Here is a 13509-nt window from a genome sequence, read left to right on the forward strand (position 1 = left end):
TGGCTTTATGCGGTGTCATCGCGGCAGGGGCAAGGGGGCGCGCTGCCGCGGGGGTTTTTGTGGATAGATTCAGTTTTTATGGGGCTGATTCACCCTTCGTTAGGGGATTCGGCGTTCAACTTGGTGACAGCCTTTGCCAGATTGAAAGGACCGCCATGCCGTCTCCGTTGCCTCTTGCCGTACCGTCTTATGCACTGCCCGAAGGACCAGGTTTTGCCCACATCAAACACACATTTGCGCTTCCACTAGCCGGAATTACCATTTTGGCGGTCGAAGACAGCCGTTTTGCATCGGAGGCGTTGCGCTTGTTGTGCCAACGCAGCGGCGCACGCCTGCGCAGGGTTGACACTCTGGCAGCGGCACGTCGTCACCTTGCCGTGTATCGCCCCGATGTCGTGCTGATCGATCTGGGTTTGCCTGATGGCAATGGCGTTGATCTGATCCGTGAACTGGTCAAGAACAAACAAGGCCAAAGCGTGGTTCTGGCCATTAGCGGTGATCCTGATGGCTGGTCGTCTGCCGTGCGGGCAGGCGCGGCCGGGTTCATTGAAAAGCCATTGGAAAGCCTGTCCAAGTTTCAACAAGTGATTTTGGGCCATCTTACGGGCACGCCGCACGTCAGGTTGGCGCAATATGGCGATGAACAGGAAAAGCGACACATTCAGCCAGACAAACAAGCACTGCAAGACGATCTGATACATGCCGCCGATCTGATCGAAAGTGGCGGCGGTGCTGACGATCGATATGTTGTCGATTTTGTACGCGGGCTGGCCCGCAGCAGCCATGATCTGACCCTTGAAGGTGCCGCCATGCAGGCCCGTAGCTCGTCCCAAGGTCTGGCGGGGCTCGGCCAAGCCCTCTCACAGCGGATAAATTGCGCCAGTGATCCATTTGCAAAGCCAGCAACCACAAGGCGAAGCGCTGACAGTAACCCTTGTGGTTGACGATCAGGTAATCATTTTCAGGGCAGGGTCATCATTGGCGCGTACCAGATTGGTCAGGTCGCTCAGGCGTTCGCGCTGCCTACCGTTCGTGTCGAAATTCGAAGGCGCAAGCCATGCCGAAAACGCCTCGCGCAAAGCAGGCCACTCACTGTCGATTACCGAAAACCAGGCGGTATCGCGGTTGCGGCCTTTGACAACGGCGGCTTGGCGAAAGATGCCTTCATAAGAAAAGCCAAAGCGCTGTGCCGCGCGGCGTGACGCCAAATTGGCTGCGTTGCACTTCCACTCATACCGGCGATAGCCCGCGTCAAATGCCCATTGCATCATCAAAAACATCGCCTCAGTTGCGGCGGCGCTGTTTTGCAGCTCGGGGCTAATGCAGATATGGCCAACCTCGATAGAGCCGGCAGTCGGCGCGATGCGCAAATAACTTGCAACGCCACCGCAATGACCTGTCGTCAGATTGCGCAAAACATAAAAGAGCGGATCCTCCTGTGCGGCCATTTCTTTGGCCCAGCGATGATATGCTGCCGCCGAGGCGAAAGGGCCATAGGGCATATAATCCCACAAACTATCATGGCCAGAAAACGCACGGTGAAGATCTGCCGCATGTACATCGGCGTCAAGCCGTTCTAGCGCGACATAGATGCCCCTAAGCGGCGCACCAACGGGGGTCACAGGTGGGGCCCACTTTGAAAGATCTTTTGACATATGCGCGCCCTGTTCAAAAAGTGAATTGCCCAGTTATGCGGATTTACCCGCGCAACGGCAACACCCAATTGATGCAGGATAATCCTGCTGCCGTTACAGGATAAGCTTGGGGTCGTCGCCCATGTCTAGCCCCGGAAAAACCGCGCCTTCAAGCACCGACCGCTGCAGGCCAAACATGCCGCGCATTGCCCAGGCGGCCCAGGCCCGCACATCCGAAGTTGGCATCAGGTCGCGGCGATCATACAGCGCTGCTTCGGCCAATCCTGGCCAGTTGCCCAGTACAGAACCGCCCCGCAACGCCCCGCCTGCAAGAATCATCGCACCGCCCGTGCCGTGATCGGTGCCGCCGCTGCCGTTCTGGCGTGCGGTGCGGCCAAACTCTGTCATCGCAATCAGTGTGGTCCGCCCCCATGTCTGCGGACCGAGTTGCGATTGCATGCGCAGGATGATCCTTTGTAAACGTGACAGCGGGCGACCAATCGCGGCGACTTGTCGGCGGTGGGTATCCCATCCTGCAAGCGAAAACGCAGCAATGCGCGTGGCACCGGCCAATCGCCCGGCCGCGAAATCGACCAAGCTGTCGATGTCAGGCCACGCCTTGTCTTCGCCCATCGCAGAGTTGCCGGTTGTGCTTTCGTTGGCGCTGCGCACCACGCGACCAGCAAGCTCTTGTGACAGTTCCATCGCCTCAGTCCCGGCCTCTCGAAACAGGTCATCATCGTGATAGATGTGGTCCAGCAAGGTCTGGCTTTGTTGCGACAGCACTAGCTTCACTTCTGGGGTCCAGGCCCGGCTTGCGCCTTTGCCCGCAAGCAAAGGCAGTGCCTCTCGCCCAACGGCATAGGCGGTTTCGGCCGTCAGACCCGGAACAGATTGCAACATGCGGTTCAGCCAACCATCATGTTGCGCGCCGATCGGCACGTCCATTCCGGTGCCAGCCTCAAGCAGGGTTTGGCCGTCGAAATGGCTGCGCTTGTCGCGGTAAGACGTTGATGTTGCATGCACAAAGCCCAATTGGCCAGCCTGCCACATCTTTTGCAGCCCCCCTAAACCCGGATGCAACGCAAACGGTCCTGACAGGTTGATCTCGCTGGTCGGCAGGCCCGGTCGCAGTGCTGCGAAATCGCGGTCCCCTATGGGTTGCACAACATCAAGCCCGTCCATAGCCCCACGCAAAATCACAACAATCAGGCGGTTTTCGCCAAGGCCCGCGCCTTGGGCCATCGTGACCGAGGTAAGCCAAGGATAGGCCGCAGCCGAGCATCCTGCCCAAGTCATCGCACGCAAAAGCTGCCGTCTATCCATCGGTTACCTCCGGTTAAAGGCGGGCGAGGCAAGCACCAGCCCCACGCCTTCGCGTTTTGATTCCGCCCGCGCCACTGCCCAACGAAGCCGCTCATCCGCAGCAGTGCCCAATGCAGTTCTGGCAAAGCCTGCAGGGTCGGGCATTGGTGTCATCAGGCGGCCCGGCACCTCCATTGCCCAAGTGATCCGCGCGCCCAGCCCTTGCGGCGTGATCCATGCCGCAGCGTCCTCGGGCCAGCCATTGGGGCCGATGGGCTGCTGCCACTCTTGCCCCATCAACCGCATAGGCCGCAGAACAATGCGCAAAAACTGGCCGCGCCCCATACGCCGGAGTGCAGGACCCGTCATGCCAAAGGCCCGCAGCGCGGCCAGCACAAACTCGACGGGTTGGCGGGCCTTTACCCGTTCGGGTGCCCACGCAGCTGGGTGATCCAGCATCGCGGCATAAACCTTTTGCAAATCGCCGCCACTGTCCAGATAGGCGCGGGTCATCGCGACCACCAATTCAGGGTTTGGCTGGTCGGCCACAAAATGCACGGCAAGCTTGTTTGCGATATGGGCGGCAGTTTCGGGTCGTTGTGCAAGGTCGGTCAGCGCGGCTTTGATCGGCGCAATGCCTTCGCCGCCATAGGGCATTCCTAAAACCACTTCAGCCCCCGGCTCGGCCCGATTGGCATGAAACTGAAACCCTTTCAGCGGGTTAGACTCTAGCCCCGTCAGCAATAGCGCCATTTGCCGTACATCGGTTTGGCTATAGTTTGCCCCTACGCCAAGGCTGTGCAGTTCCAACAGCTCGCGTGCAAGGTTTTCATTCAGGCCACGTTTGCGCCTTTGGCCAACCGGCGAATTTGGCCCTGTCGAGGCGGATTGATCAAGGAACGACAGCATCGCCGGATGCAAGGTGGCCGCGATCAACATATCGGCAAACCGGCCCGATATATGTGGCCGGATCGCATCATGGATCATCGCGCCGGGCAGGCCCCGTTCCATTGCCGACCGTGCCTTTGTGGTGAAATGATCTGCCCAAAAGGCGACCAAGCGTTCGCGAAACCCGTCTTGGGCATCCAACGCACGGGCAAACTGCGCCCGAATATCCGCCTCGGCTGCTAGTGTAACCGCGCGGATGGCGGATTTGTATTTGTCCCCCAACATCTTGTCTTTGCGTGCCATTTTCCGCGCCTCAAACGCGCGGGCCATTAGTGGCAATGCCTCGACCAGGCCCATTGTCGGATGGTGCACAGCCATATCATCAGGGCCAGCCAACGCCGCCAGCATCGCCTTTGGCGAGGGGGAGTTGGCATAGGGCAGACCATAGCCAAAACGAAAGGCGGCAAGGGTTGGCGTGTCAATCATGCGCGCGGTCCAATCACTTTGACCACAGGCTAGCCGATTGCTGCCGCGCTTTCATCTCTCAATACGCAAAGCCCGTGATCGCCATGCCCTACAAGCAAAAGGCCGCCGATCTTATGCCCGTGTTGTCGGGCCGGGCCACAGCCCTGCACGCGCCCCTTCGGTCATTGCCAGTATGATATGATACATTAGCCGCGTAAGTGCCTCGGACCACAGGCTATCCCCTGTGGCGTCCAGCCGGTTTACGAACACGGGGCGGCCTGCAAACCAGCTTTCAAACATCAGGCACATCAAGGCTTGTGCACGCGCTGCCGCCTCGGGTTCACCTGCGATGTGGCGAATGGCAAGCGTCTTGATCGCCTCGGTCTGCGGCCACAACAGGAAACTGTTTTCCATCACCTCGCCCGCGGCCGAGACGGCATCGAACGCAGCGCCTGTCAGTGGGCCGGTTTTTGCAAATCCAAAGCGGTCTGCAAAGGCCAATAGCTGCGCTGCGGGTGCGCCGATGTCCGGTTGTGCCGCCAACTCGGCCTCTTGCAGCAGCAGCCAGGCCCATTCGCATTGATGGCCAACCTCGCGCCGTTGGCCATCGGCACCGGGCAGGGGCAAAAGGTCAGGGGTCAGGAATTCGGCAATGCTGCCGCTGTCGTGGTCCATGAAATGTCGCAAAGCGATGCTGCGCAAATCTGCCGCTCGTTCCAGCCAATGCGGATCGCCCGTCATGCGTATGGCTTGCAGGCAGGCCTCATACAAATGCATATGCGGGTTCTGGGCTGGCGTCAGGTTGCCCCCGATGTCATCGTTCAACAGCAACCCCGTGGCAGGGTCCGTCAGCTGGGTTGTCAGCGCTTGCCAGCAGTCCTCAATCAATTGTGGAACCTCATCCGAGGGGGATAGGCGGTTCCATGTGACCAGCCCCAGAATGACAAAGGTTTGGTCATAGCTGCGGGCGGCCTCATCTGCGGCTTGGCCGGTTGGGCTGCCGTCACGCTTGGCATTGCAACGGTAAAGACCGGGTGCCTTGCGAAAACGCTGCAGAAAGGCCGCTTGCTTTTCGGCTGCGGCCTTTAGGGCAGGGTCACCTGATAGCAGCGCGGCATGGGACAGGGTGAACAATGTGCGCGCCTGCGCCAGCAGTGATTTCGGCGCGGTCAAGTCCGGTTTGCCTTTGGCATCAAGCGCGTCGAAAACGCCAAAATCGCCATCCTGTACTTGCGCCATCCAACCGCCTAACAGGTCGCGCCAAAACCAATCGGCCCAAAACGCCGCATCGCGGCTGGTGGCATTGTGTGCGTCTGTGTGGCGAGATGGGTAGGGTTTCATCATGGACTCCTGCTAAATCAATAGTGGTATACTTGTATGTTAGTTAAGAATCCATATGTCGGGCGTGACTATTCATTTCTTCGCACCTGTGGCGCCTATGCCATAGCCAAGCGGCACACCACCTGTTAGCCTAACCCCATAAACAATAAAGAAACGAGCAGGCATACAGGCAATGGGAACGGGCATATACGGCACGTTCGTCATCTCTTGGGCGCAGACAGAAACAGACGGTTTAATGGCCGCACCGATGGACGTACTTGCCGTTGGCGCCACGTGGCGCTGGATGGGAGAGCCGGTTCGCGTTGACGGTGCGAAAGATGTCTTGTTACTTAGCGGAGCCGAAGGGGCGGCGGAACTCAGATTGCGCGCGGCGCGCAAGGTGCGGCGGCTGTTGGGGGCCGAGTTTGCGCCAAACAGCAGCGCATCGGCGGCAACCGACATCGGGAATGACTTGCCAGAACAAGGCTTTATCGTCACCGATGGCCGCCAGAGTTATACGATTACTTTGATTGATGTGCCTGGCAGCGGCAGTCGTTTGTTGATGTTGGTCGGTGAACTGCCACCTGCAAACCAAGATCTTTGGGTTGTCCGAACGGCTGTAGACCTTGGTGCGCAAGTGGCGGAGGCAGAGGCACCAGCCGGGGTGATTTGCTTTACCCCCGGAACCACCATTCGCGGCGTAAACGGCCCCCGATTGGTTGAGAATTTACGCGTCGGCGATTTTATTGCCACCAAAGACAATGGCTTGCAGAAAATCCTGTGGATTGGCACTCGCCGGATATCGGGCGCAAGGTTGCACGCAATGCCCCATTTACGGCCAGTTTGGCTGCGGGCAGGGGCGCTGGGCCTTGATCGCCCCGAGCATGACCTTTTGGTTTCGCCGCAACACCGCATGTTGGTGCAAGGCGCGGCGGCGATGGCCCTGTTCAACACCCCCGAAGTTTTGGTCGCGGCACATGACCTGATTAATGATACCTCTATTTTCATTGACCAAACTTTGCGGGACGTGACCTATATTCATATCTTGCTGGAAAACCATCAGGTCATCTGGGCAAACGGGCTTGAAACCGAGAGCTTTCATCCGTCTAACACCGCCTTGGATAATGTCGCGCCCGACCAACGCCAAGGCTTGCTGCAGGTTCTGCCGGGTCTTGCCGATACCCCGCAAATCTACGGCGATTATGCGCGGCGCAATCTTTCGGGCCCCGAAGCCGCTATTTTGCGACATGCTTTAGCAGCTTAACTGGTTGACACCCCGCCATGGGCCTATATAAGCCCGCCTGTCTTCGGATTTACGTCCGAGGGCTTTTCATTGGTGTTGGTGGCCCTTGCAAAAGGAACCCTGTCACCCGCGGTTGCCCAAGTTATCGGGGGGCCAAGGGGAAGGACAACGCCCTTCGTAACCTAAGAAGGAGATCAGAGATGACAAAACGCACCTCTGCCAAGTACAAAATTGACCGCCGCATGGGCGAAAACATCTGGGGCCGTCCAAAGTCGCCAGTGAACAAGCGTGAATACGGTCCGGGCCAGCACGGCCAGCGCCGCAAGAACAAACTGTCCGATTTCGGTACACAGTTGCGCGCAAAGCAGAAATTGAAGGGTTACTACGGCGACCTGACCGAAAAGCAATTCCGCAAGATCTATACCGAAGCGGAACGCGTTAAGGGCGACACCGGCGAGATGCTGGTAGGTCTGCTCGAGCGTCGCTTGGACGCTGTTGTATACCGCGCGAAATTCGTGCCAACTGTGTTTGCTGCACGTCAGTTCGTGAACCACGGCCACGTTACTGTAAACGGCCAGCGCGTAAACATCGCGTCCTACCGCGTTAAAGAAGGCGACGTGATCGCTGTTCGTGACCGTTCCAAGCAATTGGCAATCGTTCTAGAAGCTGTTGCTCTGGCTGAACGTGACGTTCCTGATTACGTTGAAGTAGACCACTCGAAAATGACTGCGACTTTCGTACGCACCCCAACTTTGGGCGACGTGCCATATCCAGTTGTTATGGAACCAAACCTCGTGGTCGAATATTACGCCAAGAACTAATCTTGGTTGCAATACGGCCCTCAACTGTGGGCCAAATGAGACGCCGCCCAAATTGGGCGGCGTTTTGCGTTTGCGACCTCTGGTCAGGCGCAGACGAAGCCGCTAACAAGGCGCAGCATCTCGGGGGAGCGCGTTTATGACGTCTGACATTCGGCCACAGCCGGGCATTATGGATATCGCCTTATACGAAGGCGGTGCGGCCACGGTTGCGGGCAAATCCAATACTATCAAACTCTCGTCGAATGAGAATCCGTTTGGCCCGTCAGATAAGGCCAAAGAGGCGTTTTCGCGGTCTGTCCACAACTTGCACCGTTATCCCAGCACCGATCACGCAGCCTTGCGCGAAGCGATTGCCGAGGTGCAAGGGCTGGATGCCGACCGCGTGATTTGTGGCGTTGGCAGTGACGAAATCATCCATTTCCTCTGTCAGGCCTATGCCGGGCCGGGCGATGAAGTCTTGTTCACCGAGCACGGCTTTCTGATGTATCGCATTTCGGCAATGGCCGCAGGTGCAACCCCGGTTGAGGTGGCCGAACGTGACTGCACAACCGATGTCGCCGCCTTGTTGGCTGCCTGCAACGAGCGTACGAAGCTGGTGTTTATTGCAAACCCCAACAACCCGACCGGCACAATGATTTCGGCCGCCGAAGTGGCGCAACTGGCCGAAGGCTTGCCGCCGCAGGCGATTCTGGTTTTGGATGGTGCCTATGCCGAATACGTCGATGGCTATGATGGCGGTCTGTCGCTGATCGAGTCGCGCGACAACGTGGTGATGACGCGGACGTTTTCAAAAATCTATGGTTTAGGTGGCCTGCGCATCGGCTGGGGCTATGGCCCCCGCGCAATTATCGACGTTTTGAACCGCATTCGGGGTCCGTTCAACCTGTCCAACACGCAACTTGAGGCCGCCGAGGCCGCTATGCGCGACCAGGATTATATCAACCGGTGCCGCGCTGATAACGCGCGGATGCGGATATGGCTTGCCGAAGCCTTGGCCGAGCTTGGTGTGCCCTCGGATACGTCCTTGGCCAATTTTGTGCTGGCCCGCTTTGCCGATACCGCCGAGGCCGAGGCATGTGATGCGTTCTTGCGTGACCAAGGGCTGATCGTGCGCCGCGTGGCGGGGTATAAGCTGCCACATTGCCTGCGCATTACCGTGGGCGACGAAAGCGCGTGCCGTCGTGTGGCGCATGCCGTGGCGCAGTTCAAAGGCAAGCGTTGATGGCTGTGATCTATGAAAAAGTCGCTCTGATCGGCATGGGGCTGATTGCGTCTTCCATGGCGCATGCCATGCGGCAACGTGGTCTGGCGAAAATGGTTGTTGGCCATGCAAAATCAGCCGCAACACGCGATGCCGCAATGGAATTGGGCTTTTGTGATGCGGTGTTCGATACCGCTGCGCAGGCGGTTACGGGGGCCGACCTTGTGGTTTTGGCTGTGCCGGTGGGCGCGATGGAAAGCATCGCAATCGAAATTGGCCCGCATTTGAAGGCCGGCGCCACCGTCACCGATGTCGGCTCGGTAAAGCAGGCAGTGATTGACGCGGTTGCCCCGCATATCCCGCAGGGGGTTCATTTTATCCCCGGCCACCCGCTTGCAGGGACTGAACACTCCGGCCCGCGTTCGGGCTTTGCCACGCTGTTTGAAAACCGCTGGTGGCTGCTGACGCCCCCCGAAGGCTGCGACCCTGCAGCCGTGACTCGCCTGCGCCACTTGTGCGAAGGTATGGGTGCCAATGTCGAAGAAATGGACGCGCCGCACCATGATCTGGTGCTGGCCGTGACCAGTCACACCCCGCACCTGATCGCCTATACGATGGTCGGTGTGGCCGATGATCTGCGCCGCGTGACCGATAGCGAAGTGATCAAATACTCGGCCGCTGGCTTTCGCGATTTTACCCGTATCGCGGCCAGCGACCCGACGATGTGGCGCGATGTGTTTCTGACCAACAAAGACGCCACGCTGGAAATTCTTGGCCGTTTCACCGAGGAACTGTTCGCCCTCCAGCGTGCCATTCGCAAAGGCGACGGTGCACATCTGCACGATTATTTCACCCGCACCCGCGCCATCCGCCGCAGCATTATTCAGGCGGGCCAGGATACAGACGCCCCCGATTTCGGCCGTGGCGGCCAGCCTGCGGGCCAAACCAAACCCGCAACAAAAGCATGAACCGTCTGGTTATCGCCGCCTGCCTGTCGTGCAGCATTTGCGCACCAGCTTGGGCCGAGTTCAGCTCGGTCCGCCCAATGCCACGCCCTGTGCTGTCACAATCTGTGCCGGTCCAACTGGCGCCTGACAACTCAAACCTGATTTTAGCCTCGTCCATCCGCCCTCAACCACGCCCGAAAGGTTTTGTCGCGCAGGCCAGCGCCCCTTCAAAAGGGATCGTCAGCAAGCTGATTGGCCCGAAAGGCGGCGGCGACAAACAGCCCAATTCCAACACTGGCGGGCTTGTGTGCAAGGATCGCGCGATTGAAGGCACAATGATCACCGCTATAAAGGGTGCTCAAAACGGGTGCGGCGTCGATGCCCCAGTACGTGTTACGGCGGTTGACGGTGTGAAACTCTCGATGCCCGCTACGATCGACTGCAATACCGCCCGTGCCCTGCGCAAATGGGTTACGACCAAGGTCAAACCGGCCTTTGGCAATACCAAAGTGGTTGGTCTGGATGTTGCCGCCCATTTCGTTTGTCGCAGTCAAAACAATGTCAAAGGCGCCAAGATCAGCGAACATGGTCGTGGCAAAGCTATTGATATTGCAGGGTTCAAACTGGCAAATGGCACCGAGGTTACGGTGCTAGATGACTACAAATCCAACCGCGGCAAGGCGATCCGCAAGGCCCACAAAGGTGCTTGCGGTATTTTTGGCACCACGCTTGGCCCCGGCTCGGATGGCTATCATGAGAACCACTTGCATCTGGACACTGCCAAATATCGTGGCGGACCCTACTGCAAATAGCCCTAGCGCAGGCGCGGTGCCGGCCCAACAGCAAGCGGCCCGATGAAACTGCGACCATTCTTGAACTGTAATGGCAGGTCCAAGCTGTCGGATTGTTTTGCCAGAAACATCGCAGCCTGTTCCCAAAGCTTACGGTCATTCTGGGATAAAATCCCCATGCTCTGCGCCACATCCAGCGCCACGCGCCAATTTTTCAGCTGCAACACGCTATTTCCTTCGGCAAAACCGGCGGCATCGGCGGTTACGTTGCCTTGCGCCGTCACCTGCATTTGGCCCCACTCAATGCGCAGATTGTCCAGTTCAACGCTGGCTATCTGTGGTGGCGCGGTCAGCGCTTGGCGGTCAATCGGCCCCGTAAATCCGATATGCGCATCTACGCGGATCAAACCGACTTGCGATGGTAAGGCGCCCGCAAACACGGCCATCAGGGCGGCATCTGGCACAATGTTGGTTACATTCAGGCCAATTTCATGCCGGTTCACGCGGCTTTCATCCAGCCGGGTCGCGAATTGCAAGCTTTCGGCCGTCACGACCCACCCACGATCGCCATCCGCCTCAATCGCATTGCCGATCAGGGTAAACCTGTCCAAGGGCAGCGCGGGTTGCGGTTTGACCACCACACTTGCCTGCAACTTGCCCGACCGCAGTGTCATTCCCTCATGCGGCAGCGTCAGGCGCTGTTCGGGCGGAAAGGCCGCGATTACGTGCCAGGGTTTGTAACTTAGGCTTAGCACTTGAAAAAACGGCGCTTGCCAGCCCAGCCCGGTTGCGGGGTCGGCCAGATGCGGTTCCGTGACTGTCAGGTCAAACCGGTTGGGAAAGCCATGCACCTCTAACCCGGCGTTGGTGGCAACCTTGCCGCTGGCCTCTAACGCGTCAAACCAGTCACGTGCTGCAGTCTCAAAACCGCGCTCGCCCACAAACCAATATCCGCCCCAAAGGCAGCCCAACACCAAAACCAAGCCTGTCAACCACCGCATCTTGCGCCCTCTTTTCATTTCGCCGCATATGCTGTCTACAAGGGCCAAGAGCGGAGGGCCAGTAGATGCAAAAGCCACTTTGGGTATTCGGTTACGGATCATTGGTCTGGAACCCCGGTTTCGCCGTGGCCGAACAGCGGGTCGCGACCCTGCACGGCTGGCACCGCAGCTTTTGCATGCGCTCTATTCATCACCGTGGCACCGAAACAGCCCCCGGCCTTGTGCTCGCCCTTGATCGCGCAGCATCGGCCCATTGCGCCGGTGTGGCATTCCGCGTCCAGGATGGCACGGAAGAGGCAACACTCGATGCCCTGCGCGAACGCGAATTGATCTCATCCGCCTATCTAGAGGATTGGCTGCCGTTGCGGTTGGATGATGGCGGCGAGGTCACTGCGCTGTGCTATGTCATCGACCCCGCGCATGACCAGTATTGCACCATGCCCCTTGAAGATCAGGCCCAGATCATTGCCCAAGCGATCGGCGGGCGGGGGCGCAACTGTGAATATTTGTTCAATACTTCGGCACATCTGGCGCAATTGGGGATTGGCGATGCCGATCTGGAATGGCTTTGCGCGCGGGTCAGTGTTTTGCAAGATACAGGTACGAAATGATGGTTGGCACAGGGCTTTAACACGCCTAAGTTAAACCAAGATAAACCAGAAGGGTCGAGCGCGCCGCATGGACAGGACCACAGTAGAGGCTGAGTTGTCATTTACCCACCCGATCCGTCAGATCGTCTTGATGCTGGCCGTGGTTGTGCTTGTGGCCTTCGGGGCCTTTGTGGCTTGGGGGCTGCTATCGGGGATATTTCTGGCCAACGTCTGGCTGAACGGTTTTATCGCTCTCGTTTTTGTTTTTGGCGTGTTGGCTTGTTTTTGGCAAGTCATGCAGCTGATGCAATCCGTGCGCTGGATTGTCGGTTTTGTACAGCCCGACCCGGCAGCAGAACAGGTTCACGCGCCACGATTGCTTGCCCCTCTGGCGGCATTGCTGCGCAGCCGTGGGGCGCGGATGCAAATCTCGGCCTCGTCCTCACGCTCTATCCAGGACAGCGTTGCCACGCGGATCGACGAGGCCCGCGATATTACCCGTTACCTTGTTAACCTGCTGATATTTCTTGGGCTTTTAGGCACGTTCTACGGCCTTGCCACCACTGTTCCGGCCGTTGTCGAAACCATCCGCAACCTTGCCCCGCAACCGGGTGAATCGGGTATGGATGTGTTCGGCAAGCTGATGGGCGGGCTCGAGGCGCAGCTGGGCGGCATGGGAACGGCGTTCTCATCCTCGCTTTTGGGGCTGGCAGGCTCTCTGGTCGTCGGGCTTTTGGAACTGTTCGCAAGCCACGGCCAGAATCGTTTTTACCGCGAGCTAGAGGAATGGCTGTCGTCAATCACCCGCCTTGGTTTTTCAACCGGCGATGGCGCGGGCGACGGCGACGGTGGGGATCATTCGGGGATCGGCGGCGTTTTGGAACAGGTGGCCCGCCAGTTGGAATCCCTGCAAGGACTGATTGTAAAGGCCGACGCCGCGCGCAGTTCGGCCGACGAACGGCTGGGCAGTTTGGCCGAGGCGGTCAAGGAATTGTCGTCGAAAGTACAGGCCGATAGCAAAACCCAAGAGCAGCTTACCCAAATAGCCATGACGCAGACCGAAGTTCTAACCCGCATCGCCGATGGCCAGGACAGCTATGCCTTGGTATTGGCAAACCTGAACGAGGAAAGCCCCGAGGCCGAAAACCGGATGCGCTTGCGGTCTATCGATGTGCAATTGCTGCGAATTCTGGAAGAGATTTCAGCAGGCCGCCAAGAAAGCGTTTCCGATCTGCGGGCAGATATCGCAGGCCTGACCAATGCTGTCCGGCAGTTGTCCCGCAGTGCCGCAGGGCGGGGCTAG

Annotated in this window: 13 protein-coding genes; 8 read left to right on the forward strand and 5 right to left on the reverse strand. The window is 58.5% G+C overall.

What is annotated here, in order from left to right:
- Positions 1-155 precede the first annotated feature (155 nt).
- Positions 156-944: a response regulator gene (locus AKU79_RS18090; RefSeq protein ID WP_050524991.1), complete on the forward strand. Its 789-nt coding sequence runs from the start codon at positions 156-158 to the stop codon at positions 942-944.
- Positions 945-947: 3 nt separating this feature from the next.
- Here the strand turns inward: AKU79_RS18090 and AKU79_RS18095 are convergent, their stop codons facing one another.
- The 4 genes from AKU79_RS18095 to AKU79_RS18110 all read right to left on the reverse strand — a co-directional run bounded on the left by AKU79_RS18095 (position 948) and on the right by AKU79_RS18110 (position 5636).
- Positions 948-1655, reverse strand: coding sequence for a GNAT family N-acetyltransferase (locus AKU79_RS18095; RefSeq protein ID WP_050524992.1), 708 nt, complete (start codon positions 1653-1655; stop codon positions 948-950).
- Between the two features lie 93 nt (positions 1656-1748).
- Complete coding sequence (locus AKU79_RS18100) at positions 1749-2960, reverse strand: DUF1501 domain-containing protein (RefSeq protein ID WP_050524993.1); 1212 nt, start codon at positions 2958-2960, stop codon at positions 1749-1751.
- A gap of 3 nt (positions 2961-2963) precedes the next feature.
- Complete coding sequence (locus AKU79_RS18105) at positions 2964-4313, reverse strand: DUF1800 domain-containing protein (protein ID WP_050524994.1); 1350 nt, start codon at positions 4311-4313, stop codon at positions 2964-2966.
- A 111-nt stretch (positions 4314-4424) separates the two neighbouring features.
- Entirely contained in the window at positions 4425-5636 is a 1212-nt protein-coding gene (locus tag AKU79_RS18110) for an AGE family epimerase/isomerase (protein ID WP_050524995.1), read from the reverse strand.
- A 169-nt stretch (positions 5637-5805) separates the two neighbouring features.
- On the opposite strand from AKU79_RS18110, the gene AKU79_RS18115 reads away from it, so the two are divergent.
- From AKU79_RS18115 to AKU79_RS18135, 5 genes are all read left to right on the forward strand, one after another.
- Positions 5806-6876 carry a Hint domain-containing protein gene (locus AKU79_RS18115; RefSeq protein WP_050524996.1) on the forward strand — a complete coding sequence of 357 codons (1071 nt, stop codon included), beginning with the start codon at positions 5806-5808 and terminating at the stop codon, positions 6874-6876.
- A 179-nt stretch (positions 6877-7055) separates the two neighbouring features.
- Positions 7056-7676 (forward strand): 30S ribosomal protein S4, encoded by a 621-nt coding sequence (gene rpsD / locus AKU79_RS18120; protein ID WP_050524997.1) that lies wholly within the window; start codon positions 7056-7058, stop codon positions 7674-7676.
- A 136-nt stretch (positions 7677-7812) separates the two neighbouring features.
- On the forward strand, positions 7813-8898 hold the full coding sequence (hisC, locus tag AKU79_RS18125; RefSeq protein ID WP_050524998.1) for a histidinol-phosphate transaminase: 1086 nt from the start codon (positions 7813-7815) through the stop codon (positions 8896-8898).
- Positions 8898-9845, forward strand: coding sequence for a prephenate/arogenate dehydrogenase family protein (locus AKU79_RS18130; RefSeq protein WP_050524999.1), 948 nt, complete (start codon positions 8898-8900; stop codon positions 9843-9845). Before hisC ends, AKU79_RS18130 begins: the two co-directional genes overlap by 1 nt.
- Positions 9842-10636 (forward strand): extensin-like domain-containing protein, encoded by a 795-nt coding sequence (locus tag AKU79_RS18135; RefSeq protein ID WP_050525000.1) that lies wholly within the window; start codon positions 9842-9844, stop codon positions 10634-10636. The genes AKU79_RS18130 and AKU79_RS18135 overlap by 4 nt, the downstream gene beginning before the upstream one ends.
- 2 nt (positions 10637-10638) lie before the next feature.
- On the opposite strand, the gene AKU79_RS18140 is transcribed toward AKU79_RS18135, so the two are convergent.
- Entirely contained in the window at positions 10639-11616 is a 978-nt protein-coding gene (locus tag AKU79_RS18140) for a DUF2125 domain-containing protein (RefSeq protein WP_050525001.1), read from the reverse strand.
- 65 nt (positions 11617-11681) lie between these two features.
- Here AKU79_RS18140 and AKU79_RS18145 point away from each other — a divergent pair, with 65 nt between their 5' ends.
- Both AKU79_RS18145 and AKU79_RS18150 read left to right on the forward strand, forming a co-directional pair.
- Positions 11682-12227, forward strand: a complete 546-nt coding sequence (locus AKU79_RS18145; RefSeq protein WP_050525002.1) for a gamma-glutamylcyclotransferase — start codon at positions 11682-11684, stop codon at positions 12225-12227.
- Between the two features lie 67 nt (positions 12228-12294).
- The gene (locus tag AKU79_RS18150; protein WP_050525003.1) at positions 12295-13509 is read left to right on the forward strand and encodes a hypothetical protein; all 1215 of its coding nucleotides are present in this window, start codon (positions 12295-12297) and stop codon (positions 13507-13509) included.

Origin of the sequence: Pseudorhodobacter wandonensis (assembly GCF_001202035.1) — a bacterium.
GTDB lineage: Bacteria > Pseudomonadota > Alphaproteobacteria > Rhodobacterales > Rhodobacteraceae > Pseudorhodobacter > Pseudorhodobacter wandonensis.